At 56.3% G+C, this 21408-nt stretch carries 31 protein-coding genes; 20 read left to right on the top strand and 11 right to left on the bottom strand.

Going from position 1 to position 21408, the window contains the following annotated elements; translation table 11 throughout:
* Positions 1-67 precede the first annotated feature (67 nt).
* From DKK66_RS19880 to DKK66_RS19870, 3 genes are all read left to right on the top strand, one after another.
* Positions 68-466, top strand: coding sequence for a hypothetical protein (locus DKK66_RS19880; protein WP_131361183.1), 399 nt, complete (start codon positions 68-70; stop codon positions 464-466).
* A gap of 177 nt (positions 467-643) precedes the next feature.
* Positions 644-1123 carry a hypothetical protein gene (locus DKK66_RS19875; RefSeq protein WP_131361181.1) on the top strand — a complete coding sequence of 160 codons (480 nt, stop codon included), beginning with the start codon at positions 644-646 and terminating at the stop codon, positions 1121-1123.
* A 226-nt stretch (positions 1124-1349) separates the two neighbouring features.
* Entirely contained in the window at positions 1350-2168 is an 819-nt protein-coding gene (locus tag DKK66_RS19870; protein ID WP_131361179.1) for a BRO family protein, read from the top strand.
* 197 nt (positions 2169-2365) lie between these two features.
* On the opposite strand, the gene DKK66_RS19865 is transcribed toward DKK66_RS19870, so the two are convergent.
* Complete coding sequence (locus tag DKK66_RS19865) at positions 2366-2578, bottom strand: hypothetical protein (protein ID WP_131361177.1); 213 nt, start codon at positions 2576-2578, stop codon at positions 2366-2368.
* 35 nt (positions 2579-2613) lie between these two features.
* Here DKK66_RS19865 and DKK66_RS19860 point away from each other — a divergent pair, with 35 nt between their 5' ends.
* Genes DKK66_RS19860 through DKK66_RS19780 form a run of 17 tightly spaced genes read left to right on the top strand, consistent with a single transcriptional unit; the run spans position 2614 to position 17264 of the window.
* Complete coding sequence (locus DKK66_RS19860; RefSeq protein WP_131361175.1) at positions 2614-4515, top strand: hypothetical protein; 1902 nt, start codon at positions 2614-2616, stop codon at positions 4513-4515.
* A gap of 3 nt (positions 4516-4518) precedes the next feature.
* A complete protein-coding gene (locus DKK66_RS19855; RefSeq protein ID WP_131361173.1) occupies positions 4519-5493 on the top strand; it encodes a hypothetical protein in 975 nt (324 codons plus the stop codon).
* A complete protein-coding gene (locus tag DKK66_RS19850) occupies positions 5493-6599 on the top strand; it encodes a phage late control D family protein (RefSeq protein ID WP_131361171.1) in 1107 nt (368 codons plus the stop codon). The genes DKK66_RS19855 and DKK66_RS19850 overlap by 1 nt, the downstream gene beginning before the upstream one ends.
* Positions 6596-7240, top strand: coding sequence for a phage baseplate assembly protein V (locus DKK66_RS19845; RefSeq protein ID WP_131361169.1), 645 nt, complete (start codon positions 6596-6598; stop codon positions 7238-7240). The genes DKK66_RS19850 and DKK66_RS19845 overlap by 4 nt, the downstream gene beginning before the upstream one ends.
* A 2-nt stretch (positions 7241-7242) precedes the next feature.
* Positions 7243-7608, top strand: a complete 366-nt coding sequence (locus DKK66_RS19840; RefSeq protein ID WP_131361168.1) for a phage tail protein — start codon at positions 7243-7245, stop codon at positions 7606-7608.
* 1 nt (position 7609) lies between these two features.
* On the top strand, positions 7610-8734 hold the full coding sequence (locus tag DKK66_RS19835; RefSeq protein ID WP_131361167.1) for a baseplate J/gp47 family protein: 1125 nt from the start codon (positions 7610-7612) through the stop codon (positions 8732-8734).
* Complete coding sequence (locus tag DKK66_RS20750; protein ID WP_131361166.1) at positions 8735-10240, top strand: hypothetical protein; 1506 nt, start codon at positions 8735-8737, stop codon at positions 10238-10240. It begins immediately after the preceding gene.
* A gap of 52 nt (positions 10241-10292) precedes the next feature.
* Positions 10293-12002: a hypothetical protein gene (locus DKK66_RS19825; RefSeq protein ID WP_131361165.1), complete on the top strand. Its 1710-nt coding sequence runs from the start codon at positions 10293-10295 to the stop codon at positions 12000-12002.
* Positions 12003-12016: 14 nt separating this feature from the next.
* A complete protein-coding gene (locus DKK66_RS19820; RefSeq protein WP_165494252.1) occupies positions 12017-12508 on the top strand; it encodes a DUF4376 domain-containing protein in 492 nt (163 codons plus the stop codon).
* A gap of 2 nt (positions 12509-12510) precedes the next feature.
* On the top strand, positions 12511-12735 hold the full coding sequence (locus DKK66_RS19815) for a hypothetical protein (protein WP_131361161.1): 225 nt from the start codon (positions 12511-12513) through the stop codon (positions 12733-12735).
* 39 nt (positions 12736-12774) lie between these two features.
* The gene (locus DKK66_RS19810) at positions 12775-13434 is read left to right on the top strand and encodes a hypothetical protein (protein ID WP_131361159.1); all 660 of its coding nucleotides are present in this window, start codon (positions 12775-12777) and stop codon (positions 13432-13434) included.
* A complete protein-coding gene (locus DKK66_RS19805; RefSeq protein ID WP_131361157.1) occupies positions 13431-13610 on the top strand; it encodes a hypothetical protein in 180 nt (59 codons plus the stop codon). The genes DKK66_RS19810 and DKK66_RS19805 overlap by 4 nt, the downstream gene beginning before the upstream one ends.
* Positions 13597-14097: a glycoside hydrolase family protein gene (locus DKK66_RS19800; protein ID WP_131361155.1), complete on the top strand. Its 501-nt coding sequence runs from the start codon at positions 13597-13599 to the stop codon at positions 14095-14097. The genes DKK66_RS19805 and DKK66_RS19800 overlap by 14 nt, the downstream gene beginning before the upstream one ends.
* Before the next feature lie 4 nt (positions 14098-14101).
* Complete coding sequence (locus DKK66_RS19795; protein WP_131361153.1) at positions 14102-14512, top strand: hypothetical protein; 411 nt, start codon at positions 14102-14104, stop codon at positions 14510-14512.
* Positions 14509-14868: a DUF1353 domain-containing protein gene (locus DKK66_RS19790; RefSeq protein WP_131361151.1), complete on the top strand. Its 360-nt coding sequence runs from the start codon at positions 14509-14511 to the stop codon at positions 14866-14868. The genes DKK66_RS19795 and DKK66_RS19790 overlap by 4 nt, the downstream gene beginning before the upstream one ends.
* A gap of 56 nt (positions 14869-14924) precedes the next feature.
* Complete coding sequence (locus tag DKK66_RS19785) at positions 14925-15266, top strand: hypothetical protein (protein WP_131361148.1); 342 nt, start codon at positions 14925-14927, stop codon at positions 15264-15266.
* A gap of 24 nt (positions 15267-15290) precedes the next feature.
* Entirely contained in the window at positions 15291-17264 is a 1974-nt protein-coding gene (locus DKK66_RS19780) for an SGNH/GDSL hydrolase family protein (protein WP_165494251.1), read from the top strand.
* Between the two features lie 50 nt (positions 17265-17314).
* Here the strand turns inward: DKK66_RS19780 and DKK66_RS19775 are convergent, their stop codons facing one another.
* The 10 genes from DKK66_RS19775 to DKK66_RS19730 all read right to left on the bottom strand — a co-directional run bounded on the left by DKK66_RS19775 (position 17315) and on the right by DKK66_RS19730 (position 21244).
* Positions 17315-17722 (bottom strand): LexA family transcriptional regulator, encoded by a 408-nt coding sequence (locus tag DKK66_RS19775; protein ID WP_131361144.1) that lies wholly within the window; start codon positions 17720-17722, stop codon positions 17315-17317.
* A gap of 54 nt (positions 17723-17776) precedes the next feature.
* Positions 17777-17971, bottom strand: a complete 195-nt coding sequence (locus tag DKK66_RS19770; RefSeq protein ID WP_131361142.1) for a WGR domain-containing protein — start codon at positions 17969-17971, stop codon at positions 17777-17779.
* A gap of 117 nt (positions 17972-18088) precedes the next feature.
* A complete protein-coding gene (locus tag DKK66_RS19765) occupies positions 18089-18295 on the bottom strand; it encodes a hypothetical protein (RefSeq protein WP_131361140.1) in 207 nt (68 codons plus the stop codon).
* Positions 18292-18510, bottom strand: a complete 219-nt coding sequence (locus tag DKK66_RS19760; RefSeq protein ID WP_131361138.1) for a hypothetical protein — start codon at positions 18508-18510, stop codon at positions 18292-18294. Before DKK66_RS19760 ends, DKK66_RS19765 begins: the two co-directional genes overlap by 4 nt.
* Positions 18504-18785 carry a hypothetical protein gene (locus DKK66_RS19755; RefSeq protein WP_131361136.1) on the bottom strand — a complete coding sequence of 94 codons (282 nt, stop codon included), beginning with the start codon at positions 18783-18785 and terminating at the stop codon, positions 18504-18506. Before DKK66_RS19755 ends, DKK66_RS19760 begins: the two co-directional genes overlap by 7 nt.
* Before the next feature lie 103 nt (positions 18786-18888).
* On the bottom strand, positions 18889-19803 hold the full coding sequence (locus DKK66_RS19750) for a hypothetical protein (RefSeq protein ID WP_131361134.1): 915 nt from the start codon (positions 19801-19803) through the stop codon (positions 18889-18891).
* Between the two features lie 94 nt (positions 19804-19897).
* Positions 19898-20152: a hypothetical protein gene (locus DKK66_RS19745; protein ID WP_131361132.1), complete on the bottom strand. Its 255-nt coding sequence runs from the start codon at positions 20150-20152 to the stop codon at positions 19898-19900.
* A 23-nt stretch (positions 20153-20175) separates the two neighbouring features.
* Positions 20176-20574 (bottom strand): hypothetical protein, encoded by a 399-nt coding sequence (locus tag DKK66_RS19740; protein WP_131361130.1) that lies wholly within the window; start codon positions 20572-20574, stop codon positions 20176-20178.
* A complete protein-coding gene (locus DKK66_RS19735) occupies positions 20571-20792 on the bottom strand; it encodes a hypothetical protein (RefSeq protein WP_131361128.1) in 222 nt (73 codons plus the stop codon). Before DKK66_RS19735 ends, DKK66_RS19740 begins: the two co-directional genes overlap by 4 nt.
* A complete protein-coding gene (locus DKK66_RS19730; protein ID WP_131361126.1) occupies positions 20789-21244 on the bottom strand; it encodes a hypothetical protein in 456 nt (151 codons plus the stop codon). Before DKK66_RS19730 ends, DKK66_RS19735 begins: the two co-directional genes overlap by 4 nt.
* Positions 21245-21408: the final 164 nt, after the last annotated feature.

Genomic DNA, 21408 nt, shown 5'->3' with positions numbered 1-21408 from the left:
CACCGTGACCGGGTTCGTCGCCGGTCAGCCGCGCCAACCTGACGACTCATGACGAGAGGACAAAGCAATGCCAAAAGTTACCGTAACCGAAGATGTGAACACCGAAGTCCGCACCAAAGCAAAACCGCAGATGGAAAGCGTGACAGACAGCCTGGGCCGCATCATTCAGTTGCGCGAGCTGGACCCCCTCCAGCAATCCCGGCTGGTGACTGCCGTGGGCGGCGAGAATGCTGGAAACCAGGTGTACATGAACAGCTACGCACTGCCGGCCGCAATGGTGGCGTTCATCGACGAGGACTTCTTCGGCTTTCCGCAGAACGTCAAGCAGATCGAAAACATGCTGTCCGAGCTTGGTGCTGAGGGCATGGCAGCCATCCAGATGCACTTGCTGGAAAAGTACGAAAAGCTGCGCAAAGAGATTGAGAAACAGCAGTTCGACGCAGAGCAGGCCGCCGCAAAAAACTAGCACAGAACCCCGATTTTCAGAGCCGCTGCTGGCTGATGAAGAACGGGGTTCCTTTCGACAGGCTATTTGATGTTGACCAGCTGATGCCGCATGAGCGCATGGCCATGTCCGTGGCGTTCGGCGAGATAGAAGGCGGCGAGTTCGATTGGTCGTCTATGAGATGGAAGGAGCGCAAGAGTGGAGTTTAAAAGCCTCGGAGAGCTGGCTCTCCACCTTGCATCCTTGCAGGCTCAGCAGGTCATTGAACTGCAGCACGGCCTTGAAGTGTGCGCCAAGAAGATAGAAAAAACAGCAAAGGAAGAAATCGGGCATTACCAAAGTGCGGTCGGCCCCTTTCCTGAGTGGGCTGAGTTGGCGGAATCGACCGAGTTTGACAAGGCCAGTCACGGCTATCCGGTTGACGCCCCACTGCTGAGAACCGGCGAGATGCGCGACAGCATCGGCCACGAAGTACACGGCCTGGAAGCCATCATCGGCGCGAAAGACCCGAAGATGGTTTACCACGAGTTTGGAACCAGCAAGATACCGCCCCGCCCAGTGATGGGGCCTGCACTGTTCCGCAACAAGGATTTCATCCTCCGCACCATCGGCAAGGCTGCTGTAACTGGCCTAGTTGGCGGGCAGCGCATTCATCCAGGGCTGGGGTATGAGGATTAAATCTTGACTGAGGCTTCGCCATGGTTTAGCCTGCAATCTCCTAGCCCTAAGCAGCACCCCGCGACTGTATCGCGGTATTTTTACGCCCTCATTCCGTGCAGCGTCCATGACGACGCACGTCAAAGCTATGGGGGTTGCGGGTATCCGTAAGGACCCGGCGCTCTTAGGGCGTAGGACAACCCCCTCCCTTTTTTGGGAAAAATCCTAAACCTAAGGAGTAAGTGTCATGAATGCTGCTCAATCCCTCGTTTTTCAAGAAACGCAATTCGACGTTATTGACCAAGAAGGTCGGCCCTGGCTTAAGGCTGCCGATATCGCTCGCGCACTTGGCTATGCCCGCGAAGACTCGGTAAGCCGTATTTACGACCGAAATGCAGACGAGTTCACCAGCGCAATGTCGCAGACCGTCAATTTGACGGTCAGTGGAAAAATCAACGGGTTACAGAACCTTACGGTAAGAATCTTCTCCCTGCGCGGCGCTCACTTGCTTGCTATGTTTGCTCGCACTCCAGTAGCCAAAGCATTCCGCAAGTGGGTGCTTGATGTGCTGGACATGGTGACTGGCAATAGCGCCACCGTAAACGACAGTACCATCGGCACTGCTGGCCTAAGCTGCTTGGCAGCCGTGATCGACGGCAAGGTGCGACACCTTCCCGCACCGGCACGGCGCAGCGCAAAGATGCACATCTGGCAGCAACTCCACAAAGCATTTAGCGTGGTGCGTGCTGAACAGATTCCGGCAGACAAAATGGACTCGGCCCGTAACTTCATAGCCGCCCAGGCCGTAGAAGGGGAGTGGATCGGGGCAGAACCAGCCGCCCCCGCCTATGTAGTCACCCAAGCGGAAGCTAACTGGCTTAATACCATGTTTGTGCTGATGGATGACATGGTGTCGGTGTTGCGGGAAGTGCGACCGGCGTTGCGTAGTCTTGATAGCCCGCTATGCGCCAAAGCGTATGACAGCTCTGCGCATATCGTCATGTATCAGAGTGAATGGCAAAGACTGCGTGACTTCTGCATGGGAGTATCGGCACAGGCGAAATAGTAGGAAGGCCCCGGGAACGGGGCATTTTTACCAAGTGAAATGAACCCAAAGACCGAAGGCGACAAATGCTAGAAAGACAAGCAGCGCAATAGTGTTTGCGGCTTTATCGCTATAGCCATGCTTCTTTGCTGATTGTATGGAATTCCCAGAAGTTGCCAGCGCAACAAAAGCATAGACAATCCATCCTGTCATTCAAATCACCCAAAAATTGCGACTTTAACCAATAGATACAGAACGAATAACGCACCGCCAAGCAATGGCAGAGCTATTGCCAAGAAAGCCAGATAAAGCAAGCTCGCACAGAATGCATACCAAAGCTGACCAATGGTCGGCTTTTTTCTTTTTTGCGCTGGCCGATCCGCCTGGCCAACCATCACAAACTCAGCATCAATGATGCGGCCATGCCTCATTGTTCAGCCCTCGCTACGACGAATGGATATAAATCATGTTTGAAGCATACTCCGTTGCCGTCAAACTTTCACTGATAAACAACGTGTCCGCTGGCCTACTGGCCATCTCCAAAAACCTGCAATCCACCCATATGGATGCTGCCAAGCTGGAAGAAAAGCTGAAATCCATCGGCAAGCAGGCAGCCCTGGGCGGCATCATGTTCGGTGGTGGCATGGCTATTGCTGGCATGTTCAAAACCCCGCTGCAAGAGGCGATGAAGTACCAGAAGGAGATGGCCAAGCTGCAACAAATGGGGCTGGGAAGCGCCCAGATCGCTGAAGCTCAGAAGTTTGTGCAGGCCACTCAGATCATGGGTACTTCCATGATGGATCGGGTGAAGATTTTCACCGATGCTCAAGGTGCGTTCCGTCAGTCTGGTATGACTGGCATGAAGGCGCTGGATGCGGCAAAAATCATGACTCCCGCACTGGCGAACTATCAAGTAGCAATGCAGCTACTGAGTGAAGATAAGCAAGGCGTGGCTCACGAGCAATTCCAGCAACTAAACAAGACTGTCGAGCTGATGGGCGGCCTGAATAGCCCAATTCGAGCACAGCAAATCGTAGACGGCATTTTCAAGGCTGTGCAATCCAGCGGGAAAATGATTTCCAACCGTGATTTGCGCCAATTCATCTCTCAGGCCGGACCGGCGGCAGTTTCGCTCACTGACAAGACAATATTTGCGGGCTTAGAGCCAATTATCGGGGAGTTTGGCGGATTTAAGGTCGGTACCGGCCTTAATACGGCATACAACCGAACTCACGGCATCATGGCCCTGTCCCCGAGCATTCTGACAAACGAGGCAATCCGCCTTGGTGTATGGGATGAGAAAAAGGTGGAGCGCACAAAAGGAGGCGGGGCAAGATTCAAGCATGGCAGCCCTATGAATTTAGGGCTGGCTCACCTGCAAGAGACTGACACGCTTGCTTTTGCGCAGGCGATGATGGACATCTACCGAAAGAACGGAATCACAAAGCTTGCCGATCTTGCGCGTGAAAATGCAATTTTATTCGGCACAACGGGCGGCCGAATTTATACAAAAATCATGCAGCAAATGCCGGTACTGAGGGAGTCGGAGGCCGCATTTGATGTTTCAAAAAATACTAAGCAGACAGTTGCGAACAATGCTGACTCTCCCATGATGAAGACCCAGCAACTGGCTAAAGCCATGGAAAATCTGAAACTGGCAATTGGTCAGAACCTGCTCCCTGTGTTCACGCCATTGGTGACGGAACTTACTGACCTGGCTAAGAAATTAAGCCAGCATCCTCGACTTATCAAGGACGTCACCTTTGCATTTGTTGGTCTTTCTGGAGTTCTTGTTGCGGGCGGGGTTGCCAATGGCTTGATTGCGACTAGCAGGCTTCTAATGCTTCTCGGCGGCAATGTTCTATTCCTTGGCCGCGCACTGTTGTTGAACCCAATCGGGCTGACGCTCACAGCAATTGCTGGTGCGGCATATCTGCTGTGGAAGAATTGGGATACGGTCGGTCCGCTTTTATCGAAAGCATGGGACGGAATCAAAAGTGGATTCCATTCCTTCGTCGGGCTGTTTCTTGGCGGGTGGCAGGGTCTTTTCAATTCCATCATTGCGGGCATGAACGCCATTCTCCCAGCAGCGCGGCAGATTGGTTCTATGCACTTCGCAGACGACTGGAATCGGAACGACGCCAGTTACTCCAACGAAGGCCGTGGATATGTCACTCCACCCCCTTCTTCGGCAACAGGCGGGACTCAGGTAATCCAGCTGCATGTTGATGGCAAGAAAATGACAGAAGTTGTCACCACCCACCAAGCTAAAGCAGCCAGCCGCCCAATGACCGGCATGCAGGGTTTTGACGCTGTTCGCAACGTCATCCTGCCTGGCGCTCCTTCATCCATCCTTCCGACGGGGTAATTCATGAGCTTTTTCGACATGTTTACCCCTGGAGGCGATCCTTTCGCCACGCGGGTGCTGATCGGCGATATCGAGTTGACCGGGCTGGAAGTGCCGGAGTCCATCACGCCAGCAGGGACGCAGCAGGTCGTCATCCACCGTCTGATTGGCGGCAAGAAAACTGGCGATGTGATGGGCGTGGACTATGAGAATCCGTCATGGTCCGGCTGGATTACCGGCGCAGACGCGGGAAGTAGGGTAGCTGCGCTGGAGAAGATGCGCGATACCGGCGACCCGGTGACGTTCACCTTTGACACGTACTCGTTCAAGGTGCTGCTGCACAAGTTCGCGCCGACCTTCGAGCACGTCTACCGCCGCCACTACACCATCGAGCTGATTGTACTTGAGCGGCTAGACGCACCGAACGCGGTCAACTCGCTGCTTGGCTCGCTGGATGCGCTGATCAACAGCGACGTGGGCAAAGCGCTTGATTTGGCTGGATCAATCAACATCACAGCGGTATCTGATGCCATCACGGCGGTGCAGTCTGCCGTAAGTAATGTACAGAACATTGCCAATGCCACTGTCCAGACGGTGCAGACCATCGTGCGGCCTATCGTGGCGGCGCAGCAGATCATCCAGTCCACCATCGACCAGGTTGCAGCAGCTGTGAACGACATCACCACGCTTGGCGGCGTCATCCCCGGCAATCCGGTTAGCAAGGCCGCGGCGAACGTGCTGAGGCAGGTGCAGTCGGCAACACAACTGTCCTACCTGTACCAGCTGCAAAGCGTACTCGGCCGACTGCAAAAGAACGTGCTCGCCGGTCCGCTGGCCAACGGGACCAGCAGCGTGACGACTGGCAACACCAATCTCCAGCAGCTGGCTGCTACTGCATACGGTGATCAATCCAAATGGACAGATATCGCTGCCGCAAACGGCCTGACTGACCCAGTCCTTACAGGGATACAGACGGTGACGATTCCGAAAGGAACCTGATGGACTTGAATAACGCAGATGTAACACCAGACGCCCGGCACATAGTCGGGCGTTTTCTTTTGAACGGTACGGAAGTGCCGTGTGTGTCCGTCGAGGTCGATTCCAATGCCTTCTACAGCGCAGATACGTTTTCCGCCGTGTTTGCCCTGCAGGCCATGCCGTCAAACATGGGACTGCTGGATTGGTGGAGCAAGCAGACAAGCATAGAAATGGAAGTGCATGTAGGGATCATCAGCAAGCAGACAACTGATTGGGAAATGCTGATCCTGGGCAATGTGGATGGCTGGGAATTCAACCCGGCCAAGTTTGAGGTACGGGTAGAGGGGCGGGATTTCACGTCGAAGCTGATCGATACCAAGACCAGCGAGAAATTCCAAAACCTGACATCAAGCCAAGTGGCCACGCTTCTTGCCAAGCGACATGGACTGACTCCGGTCGTGACTGCTACCAAAACGCAAATTGGCACCATGTACCAGCTGGACAAGGCCCATGTGCATGACGAGCGCACCGAGTGGGATTTGCTGTCGTACCTTGCTGGCATTGAGGGCTATCAGGTCTATGTGACCGGCAAAGAGCTGCACTTCGAGCCGGCGCTTGATCCGATCAAGCAGGATCAGTACCTGATCAAGTGGATTCCGCCAGGCACAGTGCGGTGGCCGCAAGCCAACTGCACGGACGATCTGTCATTCAGGCGCGATCTGACATTGGCCAAGGGCGTGACGGTGACCGTGGCTAGTTGGCACAAGGGAAAGAACGTGTCGGCCAGCTATCCGGCAAACACGGCAAAAGGGACAGCGCCAGGCCAGTCAACGCCAAAGCGGCAAGTCTACAGCTTTGTGGTCAACGGCCTGGATAAGGACGGCTGCCAGAAGCGGGCCCAGCAGCTGCACAAGCAGATTACTGACCACGAAATGCGCATGACCTGCACGCTACCAGGCGACAACATCCTGATGCCGTCCACCATTGTGCGCGTAGAGGGCACCAAGTCAGCTTTCGACCAGCTGTACTACGTCGATTCAATCCGCAGATCACTGAGCTACGACAACGGCTACACCATGGCCTTGACCGCCAAGAACCACAACCCTAACTCGATGATCCTGCCATGAGAGAACTGATCAATGCGATGCGTATGCATCATGGCGATGGCCGGACCTATGCGCGCAAGGGGACCATTTCCAGCTACGACCCGAACAGCCACGCGGTGAAGGTGACGCTGCAGCCGGATGGCCAGGACACTGGCTGGATACAGCTCGGCGCGATGGGAGTAGGGAATGGCATCTGCCTGGCCATGGGGCCGAGTATCGGCGATGAGGTGGAAGTCAGTTTCGACAGTGGCGACCCGAACCTTGGTAGTGTGACAGCTCGGTTCTTCAACGACACAGCGCCGCCACCTGGCGTGCCATCCGGTGAAATCTGGATGGTTGCCAAGGGGGGCGCAACGATCAAGCTGCATGCTGACGGCTCAATCGAGATCACTTCGCCTACCACCATCACCCACACCGCGGCACAGCATCACTTTGTCGGGCCGGTCCAGATGGACAACACCTTGCAAGTGACGCAGCAAATCAGCGGCAACGGTGGGATGGCCATTCAGAGCAGTACAGGCGTGGCAATGACTGTGACGGGAAGCATGACAGCCACCGGCACTGTTACCGGCCAGACGGATGTTGTTGGCGGCGGGAAGTCGCTCAAGACGCACACCCACACGGCGCAAGGCGCTAACGCAGTCACCACGGCACCGAACTGACCATGAACGACCTGAACCACTACGTGGGCGACGACCTGAGTTTGTCGCCTACGGGATCGCTATCGACCGCTTCCGGCATCTTGCGAGGCAAGCAGCGGATCTTGCGGCGCTTGCTGACCAACCCGGGCGAATACATTTACCACCCTGATTACGGTGCAGGCCTCGGCCAGTACGTCGGTGCGCTGATGAACCTGGCGCAGATCAAGGCCTTGATTGTCGGCCAGATGGCTTTAGAGGAGTGCGTTTCGCAGTCACCAAAGCCGACCGTACTTGTTTCCGCAGATGGCGGCACGCTTTCCGTATCCATCAGCTACACCGACGCCCCCAGCGGCGAGCCGGTGACGCTCTCATTCAACGTAGAAGGGTGATATGGCTCTGAACATCCTCGACTTTACCACGCTGGTGCGGAATCAAGTCACAGCCATACAGGCGCGGGCTGCTGGTCTTGTAGACTTCACCATTGGTTCGCTGATGCGCGCCATCGTGGAGAGCAACGCCAGCGTCCTGCAGTGGCTGCAACAGCTGATTGTCACGCTGCTGGCACAAACAAGGGCCGCGACATGCTCTGACAGCGATCTTGACACGTGGATGGCCGACTATGGCTTTACCAGGCTGTCGGCTAGCCAAGCGGTGGGCACTGTCACGTTTTCCCGCTTCACAGCGACAAACTCCGCACTGATACCGATTGGCCAGCTTGTAGCATCCGCCGACGGCTCCCAGCAGTACACGGTTACTACGGACACAACCAATACGCTCTATAGTGCGACGCTCGGCGGCTATCTGGTTCCGGCTGGCACAGCATCCGCCACTGTACCGGTAATTGCCAATACTGCGGGAGCAGCTGCCAATGCCCTGGCTGGCACGGTAACCATGATTGTTGGCGCTGTAAGCGGGATCGATACCGTGACCAATGCGTCTGCCTTTTCTGGCGGCGTGGACTCCGAAACGGATACTGCTTTCCGTGCTCGGTTTGTGCTGTGGGTGGCCTCGCTGTCCAAAGCAACCAAGGCAGCCATCGGCTATGCCCTGGCCTCCATGCAGACCGGCGTCACCTATTCGCTGGTCGAGAATCAGGACTACAGCGGCAACATCCTGTACGGCTATTTCTATGCCATTGTGGATGATGGCAGCGGCAATCCATCCAGCACCTTTCTGGCCAACGCAGCCAGCGCCATCGAGGCGGTGCGGCCATTTACCAGCCGCTACGGGGTATTTGCCCCGGCGCTACTGTCAGCGAACGTCAGCATGGTGATAACAACCGATTCCACGGTGACGCACAGCACGGTGGTGGCCAATGTGAATGCTGCCATTCAGGCTTACATTGCCTCCTTGGCGCTGGGTCAGCTGCTGTCCTACTCCAAGCTGATCAGCATTGCTTACGGGGTGACATCGGCCATTACCAACGTGACTGCCGTCACGCTCAACGGTGGAACGGCCGATCTGGCGGCAACTCAGAAACAGGTCATTCGACCCGGCACAATTTCGGTGGCGTAAATGGCGACAGGCGATCAATCAGACATGTTCGGCAGGCTGAAAAGCCTGCTGCCCCGCGGCTGGTTTCCGGACAGCACGCCGCTGCTGGATGGCTTGCTGTGGGGATATGCCCAAGCGCTGGCTTGGCTGTACTCGCTCTACCTGTTTGCCAAGGCACAGACCCGCATCAAGTCTGCGACTGGCGGCTGGCTGGACATTGCTGCGCAGGACTTCTTCGGCACCGGGTTGGTCAGGTATTCCGGACAGAGCGATACCAGCTACCGCAACCGGATCGTCGTCAATTTATTTCGGGAGCGAGGAACAAGAAATGCAATGGTCAAGGTTCTTACTGACTTGACCGGCCGTGCACCGCTTATCTTTGAACCGGCAAGAGCTGCTGACACCGGATCATATGGCGCTACGGAAGTTATTAATTTCACATCTGACCCGCTGATATACAAGACAACTTGGAACGGCAACGACCTGCAGTACCCGTCCGCACGGACAAATCTATGCTATCTGTCATCTGCTCTTGATAACGCATCGTGGGGAAAAACCAGATGCCTGGTCACACCTAATGCCGCCCAGGCTCCAGATGGAACGATAACTGCTGATTTGGTATCACAAGCCAGCACTGCAGATTGGTATCCATTCCTGGGTGCAAATTTCATTGCCGGGCAGGCATATTGCAGCAGCATCTATTTCAAGCCAAGTGCGGGAAGTACGTCTTCCATCTCTCTTTATCTGCACTCATCTGCCTTCGGAAATAACCTGGCAGTGGCATGGGATAAAGTGACCGATTCGCTTGTGTCCGTTTACGGTGGACAGAAACCAGCCGCATATGGTCTCATCAAATATCCTAACGGATGGCGGCGCATGTGGGCTATCGGGGTGGCCGTAACCTCTGGATATACAAATTACGGCTCGCTCTTTTGGGCGAGAACGGGGACATTTGGCAGTTTCAATGCCACAGCAGACCCGATTGGAGAAGGGTATTACCTGTGGGGGGCGCAGCTTGAGCAGGGTTCTTCACCAACTCCGCTGATCCCCACCGCTGGCAGCGCCGTTACCATCACCGACTACACCCAGGGAAGTAATGGCCTGATCGCATTCAGCGCCCCACCATCATCCGGAGCGCAGCTTTTATGGTCAGGAGCAGGAGTTGGTGCGCTGACAGGAAATGCTGTATCAGCCACCTTGAGGCAGTTTGGCACTGGAGATGGATTGACAACTTCCTTCCCCATTCGCGCACTGTCGATGACCGGGCAGATTGCCTATGGCTACGCAGGCGGGTATGGATCACTCCAAATGCCATACCAAGCCTTCATTACTGCCTATCGTCCGCAAAGCCAAGGGCTACCGAATGTTGCTGGATATGGATCGCCAACCGGTGGGTACGCCCAGGGATCACAAGCTGAATATGCGTCCATATCACAGATGCAAACAGTGGCAGATGCAGACATCTATGCGGCTATTGAGGCCGTAAAGCCAATTGGCACACAAGTCTGGGCTCGCATCTCAAGCTAGATGTCCATCACACAACCAAGACCGCTTCGGCGGTCTTTTTTTTGGAGATTTTATGGATCGCCAGATTGTTTATGCAGGAGCCATCCCGCTCGAAACGGATCTGCTGAACACGAACAAGAATGTGATGATTGCACTGGCAAAGCTGTCATCTGTGGTGCTCGGCACTTCCACCGTCGTCAATGGTTTCGCGGTCACACCTACCAGCCCCGCTTCGTTGCAGGTAAATGTCGCCCCTGGTGAGATTTACTCCATGGCCAGTATTGACGCCAGCGCGTACAGCTCGCTTGCCGCCGATACCACTCACCAGATCATGAAGCAAGGCATCGTACTGGATTCCCAGGCATTGACGCTCAATGCACCATCAACCAATGGTTATTCTGTCAACTACCTGATCCAAGCAACCTATCAGGACCAGGATACAAATGCAGTGGCGCTGCCGTACTACAACAGCACCAACCCATCCATTCCATGGAGCGGCCCCGGCAATAACGGACAGGCTCAATACACCGCCCGCAAAGGCGCTGTCGTGGTGTCTGCCAAGGCCGGAGTTGCCGCAGCGACCGGCAGCCAGGCCACCCCAGCCCCTGACTCTGGCAATGTTGGCCTGTATGTGGTGACCGTTGCCTATGGCCAGACCCAGATTGTGGCCGGCAATATCAGTCAATATGCCGCAGCACCATTTATCAACATGCCGACCATGGCTCAGATCCAGTCCCAAGCTGGCACGGCCTTCGCGGCTGGGGGCACCGCCCCGACCTATACCCTGACACCATCTCCCGCCATCACGGCCTATACGGCAAACCAGCGCTTCAACGTGACTTTTGCGGCAGCCGGAACCACAGGCAGCAACACGATCAACGTGAATGGACTCGGCGCTATCCCGCTCAAGCAGTATGCCGCGGACGGATCGCTGGTTTCTGGCATCGTGACTGCTGGCATGAATAGTGATGTGCAGATTGTCGGCGCGGACAGCTATGCGCTGCTGCTGAACCCGCTGCCGGTATCGCCATTGTCTACACCTGGCATGTTCTCCATCAATGCAGGCACCGTTTCCGGCAATGCATTAACTGTTGGATATCCAGCGCAAACCATCGCATTCAGAAGCTCTACGCTGACCAGCGGAACACCTTCCGTCATTTCCGCTGCTGCTGGCAGCCTGACCATTCCCTCCGGCGCGACGCTTGGCACTGTATCCGGGCAGCAGTCCACGGTAGTGCTGCTGGCGCTGAACAATGGCGGGGCGGTTGAGCCTGCTGTAGTAAACCTATCCGGTGGTGTTGATCTTTCCGAGACTGGCCTGATCAGCACTACTGCAATCAGCTCCAGCGCGACGGCAGCGAACGTCGTCTACTCCGCGAATGCTCGCAGCAATGTGCCTTACAAGGTGATGGGCGCTTACTACATCACCGAAGCTACAGCAGGCACATGGGCAAGCGCGCCAACTCAGGCGGTTGGGGCAGGCGGCGAGGCATTTTCTCAGATGATGTCTATCGGCTATAGCCAGACTTGGCAAAACGTAACGGCCAGCCGCGCACTGGGAACAACTTACTACAACACAACAAGCCGCCCCATTTTTGTTTATGTATCAGTAAGCGGCAGCGTTACCGGCGCAACCTTTGTGGTTAATGGTGTCGCATTGCCAATTTGGATTCCAAATACATCATCGGCCAACCAGGGAAGTTTTATTGTTCCTCCCGGAGCTTCATACGTGGTTCCTGCAGCAGGATCCGTAGGCATCGGCTCATGGTTCGAATTGCGATAATCAGGATAAATCACATGACAATCTGGTTTAACAAAAAAGACGGCACGCTCCACGACGATATGGACGGTGCAGCCCTTGCCCTGCCCGGCTGGCCGCAGGGAATGGTGAAGGCAACTGCTGAGCAGATTAATCCGCCAGCAACCTTGGCTATCGTGCAATCCACCCAATCTGCCGTCATCGACCAGGCCTACTCCGCCGCCGTCACCGCCGATATCAGTTTCACTACCGCGGCGGGCGTCACGGCCACGTTCCAGGCTGACCCCGACAGCCAGCAGGTATTGTCCGTGTCGCTGCAGGGCTATGAGCGCGCAGGTGCTGTTCCTGATGGCTTCTTCTGGAAGGCTACGGACAACACGAAAGTGCCGTTCACCCTGACCGACCTAGGCGCGCTCGACAAGGCCATGCTCGACCGTGGCTGGGTAGCGTTCCAGAAAAAGACCACGCTCAAGGAAGCTATCGCCGCCGCCACGACCGTTGCCGAAGTGCAATCCATCACCTGGAGCTGACAATGCTTCCCCACAACGTACAAGAAGACCAAATCATGAGCGCAGGCATGACCGCATCTGAGGCAGTAGTGAAGGCAACCCCGGCACTTGGCCTGTCTGTTTGGGCGCACTGGGGGCCGACATTGCAAGAAGTATCCGCGCTGCTCGGCATTTGCTACTCAATTCTGATGATCAGCTTTTTGCTGATTGACCGGTTCAAGCGAAAGCGCCCGACTCGCCGCAAATAAGACCCGCACTTGGCGGGTCTTTTACTTTCTGGAGACGATATGTCTACCCCTCAAGAGCACGAGCATTTAGCCGCTGCCGTGGAGCAAGTGCAGAAAGAGCACGAAATGCGCGACACGGTAACAGATGATGTGTTTTTCCCAAATCGCTCGGCCGACGGAAGTACAAACACTGCGCGGACTGAGTCGCACTACTTCCGCGAGACAAAACGCAAAGGCCATGCAATGGGCCTCCGCTGCGCTATCAGCGGGCAGAAAGATGGCATTCAGTATCACCATTTGTTCATCGAATGGGCACTTTCTGGTGCTGTTGACTGGGTGACCGTTAAAGGCGTCGCCATCGGGAACATCAAGGAGCTGCCAGTGCTTGATCCAGACACTGGCCAGCCTACCGATGAGACCTTCCCGGCTGAGCAATCCTACCTCTGGCTGATATGCAAGATTGTGGAGCTGCGTGGATTTGATTGGCGTGCATTCGACCCTGCCGATCCGGCTCAGTTTGTTGATGATCTGGCGCAGATGCTGCCGCTTCACGCCAATTTCCATACTGCCAAGGCTCATGGTGTCCACCATCACAGCGGACCAATGTGGGGCTTTCTTGCATTCCCTCGCATTCCTGGATTTGTGTACACACCCGACGAGCTTGCGGCCATCAAATTGCATCTTGAAGGCGATCACGAGCCAGCAAAGGAAAAGCCATGACCGACACCGAAGAGAAGTTTGCCGCTGTCGCCCTGCTGATGGCCATGTGGGGCATTTTTGTATGGAAAGGGCTGGCCCCGGCCCCTGATTACATCAGCGCTATCAAAGACCTGATCACTGCCGTGATGGGCCTGCACGTCATCAAGAACTACGGGAACACCAATGGCAAGAATTAGCGCACAGGAGGCAGGCGGAAAGAACGTGCTCGCCTTCTTGGACATGATCGCCATGTCCGAACTTGGCTCCCCGCTGCTGGCAGTGACGGATGACGGTTACAACGTGATCGTGGGCAGCACCGCAAGCAAGCCAATCCTGTTTGCCAGCTATGCGACGCACCCAGCGCGACTGATCAAACCGCCGATTATCCCTGTCCCGTCTACGGCTGCCGGCCGGTATCAGCTGCTTTCCAAATACTTCGCGCCTTACCAGAAGCTGCTGGCACTTACTGACTTCGGCCCGGTTTCGCAAGACCGTATCGCCATTCAGCAGATTAGGGAGCGCAAGGCATTGCCGCTGATCGTTGCCGGGAAGTTTGCCGAGGCCGTGGCGGCTTGCTCGAACATTTGGGCCAGCCTGCCTGGCAACGGCTACGGCCAGCATCAGCATGACATTTCCTACTTACAATCCGCCTACGTGAAAGCTGGCGGCACACTCGCAGGGTGATTACATGAAATTCATCGCCGCATTTTTCACCGGCCTGTGCATCGTTGGCCTGATGGCAGGCTGCTCGACCATTCAGCCGCAGTCAGCACAGGCCCAAGTCGCACAAATCTGCGCCAATTTGTCCGCCGTGTCGGCCGCATTCGAGTCCACCCCGGGCGCACTGTCCGACGCGGACAAGGCCAAGCTGGACGAGGCAAAGCCCATCGTCGCCAAGGTATGCGCCGCTTCTGTACCGGCCAAACCTGATCTGCAATCCGTGGCCGCCGTGGCTGTGCCGGTGCTACTGGATGTTGTGCAGGCCTCGACGCTGCCGGGCCAGACCAAGCTGCAAATCTCGCTGGGCGTGAACCTCGCAAAAGCCGTGATTGCCCAGCAGCTTGCCGAGGACGCCGCGGAAGCGAGCGCGGCCAAATGAGTGCTTTTCTCTCCAAGCTGCTGCTTGAGGACGCGACAAACATTGACGATGGCCAGTGGATTGTAGCTGCGCCTTTCATCTACCAGTCGGACGTTGCCGGGCAGACATTCACTGTCCCGGTCGGCTTCCAGACTGATCTGGCCAGCGTCCCGCGCCTACCCATCGTTTTCCTGCTAACCGGCGATACCAGCCGCGAGGCTGCCGTGGTGCACGACTACCTGTACTCGACCCATATTGTTCCGCGCAACGTGGCCGACGCCGTGCTGCGTGAGGCATCTGCCGTGACTCAGGTTCCGCCCTGGCGGCGCTGGCTCATGTGGGCCGGGGTGCGCGCTTTCGGCGGCAGCCACTGGTAACAAATTCCCAATAAAACAAACCCGCTTCGGCGGGTTTTTGCATTTCTGGAGTGTTCATGGACATCCATATCCGTCAGGCCACGCTGTTCAATGGTAACGCTGCAAATGGCGTGAGCGCCGCATTTCTGCCCGTCGTTGTCGGCGCGCAAGACCCGAATTTCTCGCTGCAACTGAATACCCCGGCCGCCGCTGGCTCTGTGACCGTCACCGTCTATAAAGGGCCGACGCCGCAAGGGCCGTGGACCACAGTCGGCACTTTGTCCGCGTCTACCTCGGGCATTGGCTCGGCCTCGGATTCGTTCAGCGCTGCTTCCTGCAAGGGTACGCACTGGGTGGCCAAGCCGACAGCAGTTTCTGGCGATGTAACTGCTACCGCTGCCGTGTGGATGGAGGCGTAAATGGGTACTCCAGCACTCCAATTCATGGCCAGCAAATCTGCCGCAGTCGTTGTGACTGGCGGCGGCACTATCGGATCAACGCTGACGGCAAGCATTGCCAATCCATCCAATTACGCACTTGTTTCCTGGCAATGGTCGCGCTCTTTTGACGGCGGAAACACGTGGTCTGCAATTTCTGGAGCCACGTCCAGTACTTACACACTGACCATCAGTGATGTGGGCGCGATTGTCAGCGCATCAGCTACTGTCCAGCCCATTTCCCAATCTGGCGCAGTAACCGTCATTTCCAGCAATGTGCTTGTATCCGCGACCATGCGGGCGACTATCCCGCAGGCAACTATTTCTGCCACCTCGATGGGGACAACGTACACGACCAACAATTACGTGTACAACCGTTGGCGAGAAGCGTCAGCAAGGGCGCTTTCCGGCCTGAGATTGGTATATGCAAATTTGCTTACTTGGTGCACCATCAACAGTACGGTAAATAATGGTTGGATGGACTGCGGCACTGGCGCAAGCGTTGTTGTGCGCGGCGGCCTTGTGATTGGCCCGACCAGCACAAGCGCGAATGTCGGAGGGACACCATACGGCGCAACGTGGAATTCCGTCGCTAATCAAGCATCTCTCGGCACCCAGCAAGGGATTGACCAGTTTATCTACAAACTGGACAACACCGGGGCAAGTCCAGTTATGCGAGCGCGAACCTACGCCCAATTCGTTGCCGATGGCGGTGCTGTTGTCAGCAGCACTATGAATGGCGCAACGGTGGCAAACAGCCAGATCACCGTTCCAGATTGCTACATCGTTATTAGTGATGCCGGGCCTGCTGTCGCGGCAAATACTGCTTACTACGTGCAAAGCGAAGAGCGTGGCGCGCCGCAAGTAACCGTAACAAGCGTGACAATTTCTGCGGCAGGATCTGCTCTGTTGCAGCTGCCGTCAGCTGCCGACTCCGCTTATTACGTCGGCGGTCTTGTCAATATCAGCGGTGCGACTGGTAATACCAGCATCAACGGCGTTATGACTGTGAGCGCAATAGACCGCGTGGCCAACACCATGACGGTTACCAGCTCGGCTATTACGACCGGTGCAGTAACTGGTACCGTGCTGTTAAAACAGAACAAGGCTCAAAACACCTTCCAGATGTTGACCACCACGGCAGCGTTCGGTGATTTCAACTGCTCCAGCGCGACGCAGCTTGATTTTGCTGCCAAGTCGGACTGGTCGTCCAAGACCAATACCGGCACTGAAGGCACTGGATACGGCTCGTTCTGCGCAGTGATCGGCACTGACCCGGCCGGTGGGAAATGCGTCCTTCTGCATGGTGATTCCATCACCTTTGGCGTAGGCGACCGCAGCACGGACGGCCCGTCTGGCAACGTGCTGCTGGGTGACCAGTGGGGAGGATTGGGCTGGGGGCGTCGCGCTCTGAATGCAGCAGGGTATCCGTCCTTCAACGTAGCTGTACCGAGCATGAAGGCGCAGCCCGGCGTGCAAAACGGCGACGACCAGTTCCGTCGCTGGATTGCTGGCTGGTGCGACGGCATGATTAACGCGATGGGGCATAACGACAGCTCAAATGCTGGAACTTACTTGCCGACCATGAACGCGAACTATGCTGCTGCACTGCGCGGTGTGAAGCGCGTGGTTCAGACGACATTTCCACCGACCACAACGGTCGGCACGTCGAACAACTGGACCACGTCGCCGCGATCCCTGCAAGTTCAGGCATCGCCATGGAACTACAGTGCAGGCACGATGTATGCAACGGTAATGCCTGCCGTTCGCTCACTGTCGTACAACAATGCTGCTTACATCGATTTGAGTGCCTATTGTGGCAATTTGGACGGCACGGCAACGGTCGATGGCAACTGGCCGGTAGATGGAGCAACTGCCTACAAATACACTGTGGACGGTACGCACCCATCAAAAGACGGCCATGCTGGAATAGCATCGCAAGTCACATCTTCGGTACTGTCAACCGCGCTTGGCTTTTAAGAATACCCCGCAGTCATGGTTAACGCCGTGGCTGCGGGGCCTTTTTTTGTTTACAGCTTCCGCACCACGCCAGCGACGACGCCCCACACGAGCAATCCGTCCTCCGGCACTTCGATGGTTGGATAGCCAGGATTGTCGGCAAGCAGCAGCGTCACGCCCATACGGTTGTGCAGTCGGCGCAATACGAAACTGCCATCCCACTCGGCAACGATCAGGCTGCCATGGCTTGGCGTCCGCGCCTTGTCGATCACGATAAAGTCATCTTTCACGATGTCACGGATTGCATCATTTCCTGCGCGCATTAAGAACGTGGTGTTCGGGTCGTCAGTCAGCAGCGAGTTAAGGTCGATCTGCTCCTGCATGTAGTCGGCAGCCGGCGACGGAAATCCGGCGCGCACCGGGTCGGCGGTCAGCGGGATGCGGATCGCGGAGTTGGATGAGAGGCGAACAGGGGTCATGATCGTGCCATTCTGAATTTGTACAAAATCAAGAATAGCACGTAATGACGCTATCTAGGACAGCACGTAGCCGTGGGCTTTGCGCTCCTTGTCCAGCTCATTCAAACGATCAGGGGAATAGGGTTCTGTGATGACTTGCCCGAATCGAGAGAGGCGGCTCCCCCAGTAACGAACGATTACGGGAGAGCCGAACAAGTCGGGCTGCACCGCTATGGCGTAATAGCGGCGTTGGGTCAGATAGAGGCGCATGCTTGATCCAGTGTCAGGGCGGTGACACGGTCAGCATGGCATAGAGAAAGGGAGTTTTGAAGGAAAAATTCGTAGAATGGTGTGTAAGTAAGCGTTTTGACACAGTTTTATGCAGTTTTACTGCGCTACGCCGTAGTTTTGATGCGTAAGGTGGTAATCGCGGCAGTATGGACACTTGTAGACGAACAGCGGGCCGCTGCCTTTCTTCTGGCACTCGCTGGCCGCCTGCTTGGCGCGTTTGATGGTGGAATATGCACCTTTGCGATGGCAGGCCGGGGCGAACTGGAACCGGGCGGCTCCGGTGACGTGTGATACCTGGATCATGGCTCACCCCACTTGCACCCGGCGCAGCGCACGTCCTCGGCCATCTTGTCGAAGTGACACTCCAGCGTGTTGACGCTCGGTATGCGCCTCATCTTGCGCCGGCCGTCATCAGTCCATCCGTCCGGGACATCCAGCCCGTCACGCTGTCTGGGCTGATTGTGGCAAGAGTAGGGGCCGATGATGCCGGGCTTGCCGTTGATGATGCCGTTTACCATTGCTCTTTCCTTCTCATGACTTCTGCCAATGACCATGGGCGTGGACTCCAGTCGCCAAGAATCCCTGTGTATCGATACAGCCTTGTCGTCTCACCTTCTTTCTTGCCCATCCACGTCCCGTCCTTGATAGCCAGCTCAGTTCGGTGGGCGGCAAGGAAGCGGTCAATGTCGATGGCGGCCACGGCGCTGCTGTGGCGCTTGGCTTCGGTGGAGGCGATGACGGAGAGGACGTGCTCCTTGAAGGCTACAAGGGCGGCTTTGGTTTGGTCAGTCATGGCCATCATCCTAGGAAAACTGTCTTGCAAATTGGGCACTTCGGTAAGCAAAGCGGGCTACGATGGTTGAACGGAGTACCGCAATGCGGGCATTTAAAGGGCATCACTCCCCTCCCTTCTGCTGCGGGGCGGCGAGCCACATACTTCGCCAAACATGCTCTGCGTCGTTGCGCGCCGCCGCCACTTGCATGGCGCTCCATGAGTCTGGCCACTTGCAGTTGTCACTCCAGCTAACAAGTCGCTGCGCACCTTCTTCTATCATTTCTTTAGACGGGGCAAGGTAGGTAATTTTCCACCCATCCGGCACCTGCGCGGGCGGGGCGGTCACTGTCGGTGCTGAATCAAGCATGGCCAAGAAAACTGATTCAGCAATTCGCTGCTGTATTTCAGTTCCCTTCAAGTCTTTGTCAAAATCGATATCAATCCCCTCAGCGCGAATAGCGTCATGCAGTTCTTCTGCGCCGCGAATTACCATTTCGTCTGTGGGCAGAGACTCCAACGCCACCGCCTCACCGGCAGGCTGGGTGGCACGCGCTTGCGGCCAGTCTTCCAAATCCAGCTCGCAGCCGCAATGCGGGCAATTACCATCAGCCCCAGCACGCTGATCCAGCGTCACCGGCTTCTTGCATGACCAGCAGGGATGCGCCACCGCCTCACCGGCAGGCTGGGCGGCTTCCGGCTGTGTATGAACCCTGCCGAATGGTGAAACGGCATCCGTCGTATGCCATGGGCCATGCGGATGCATGATGCTGTTCACCTCACGCAGTGCATCAACCAGCGCCGGATACGGCACGCCGTGTTTTTCGGCAGCCTGCTTGATCACGTTGACAGGCTGCTTGACTTGGTACTTGCCGTCACTGTCCGGTGCTACGTTGCCCCATTCGCTGCGGGTTTGCCCGTCAGGCATGGTCGCAGCGATGGCGGCGGCATCGAGTGCGCAGCCGATGCTTCGTCCAAAATAATCTACTGCAGCATCAATCCCGGCCTGCACCAGCGCAATGTCACGTTCGTTACTCATCTCATCTCCTACAAAGTAAAAGAGCCGCAATCAAGCGGCTCCGGGTCAGGGTTCAGCGGCGTGCCAACCCTGGCACGCTTCCAGTCGTCGTCTGTCATATCCGCACCAGACACAGGGCGATGGTGGCGATGGATGCGCCGACGAGCGCACCGATTACGAAGGACATGAAGGTCTCCTTGCATGGTTCGTTGCGAGACTTGTACGCAGCCAGCATCTGTCGCCGGTCACGCGCCATCTGATCGTCCATCTGCTTGCGTGACGTGACCACGTACTGCTGAAAGAGCGCGACGATGGTTTGCTTGTCATACTCGATCAGCGGCTTGCCTTGGTAGTCGATCTCGCTGTACATGGTCGGCTCCATTGAAAAAGCCCTCACTTGGAGGGCTTGGGTGGGATGGGGAGTGGCATCCAGTGGCTCGGGTCTTTTATCTCATCATCCGGTCGGTCAAATGAGTACCAGCCATCTTTGAAATAGCCTGCCACCCTCGGAGGCATGCCATAAGGCATGGACAACAGCACATCCGTCCCATCCTTCGGCGCGGTGCTGATGTCCTGCCAGCCGGTCGGCGGTGATGCTGAGTCTTTCGCAGCCAAGCAGTTGGCGCACATGGCATCCTCGGTGAAGCTATCGCCACACGCGCAGCGCGGGCCAGTCAGATGTGACAAGTCAAGGGCGCGGATGGACATAGCGGCCATTGCTCCATCATCGCTCTGCATGTGATCACACACATCAGCGCACGCTTCCTGCACTTGTTTGATGATGTCGTTCATCGCCCCTTCCTTTCACGTTTCCACTGGGCCACTTTCTTGCCCTGCCGGCCAGCACTGCTGACCACGTTCAGCTTGCATCCGTTTTCTGTCAGCCATGCATCAATCTCGTCCTTGTGCTTGGAGTAGACATGCTCATGGAGGAATAGGCTGGTTGGACCAAGCCCACATTCCCGTCGCTGGCGTTCCAGCATGGCGCTCAGTTCGGTGCGGAGCATCATTCCCCCTTCGCTGCCGCAAGGGCGGCGCGACATTTCCCCCATACCGGATGGTCTGGCATGGCATATTCATCAGGTACGCTACGCAAGACTGTCAGCGCAAGGTCAAGCGCCTCTGTCAGCCGGTCGCGCTGCGCCTCCGCCTTATCCGCCCGCTCAGTCTCACCGGCCTGCATGGACTTGGCTGCTTGCAGTGCCAGGCTCTGGGCACGGTAGTCGTCGGCAAGCTTGTCGCGCTGCTTCACCAGCTCAACAAGATCAATCCCTTGCTCGATCTGCTCAGTGGTGAATGACGCAAGGGCATTCACGCAGGCCACTATGCGGCGGGCGTTGGCTTCGCTGTGTAGCTTTGTCACTGATTGATATACAACCCCATCTCCATCATGCGGGCCGACAAGGTAATAATCTGAATCTTCATCATCCCCAACAATCCACGGTGTCGGTGTGTGCTCCATGCTATCTCCAATAAAAAAGCCCGCAAGGCGCGGGCGTGGTCAACATACATCCATCAGCGTGGTCGCTCAGGGATGGGTGCTGCATATATATAAGGTGTGTGTTGCTTAGTAGTAGTGTCGCAAATTTGTCGCATAATATGCTTAAAGCCTTTATTTACGGGATT

Source organism: Aquitalea sp. USM4 (genome assembly GCF_004328945.1).
Classification (GTDB): domain Bacteria; phylum Pseudomonadota; class Gammaproteobacteria; order Burkholderiales; family Chromobacteriaceae; genus Aquitalea; species Aquitalea pelogenes.
Note: the sequence above shows the minus strand (reverse complement) of the source record. Positions and strands in the feature narration are given on the sequence as shown.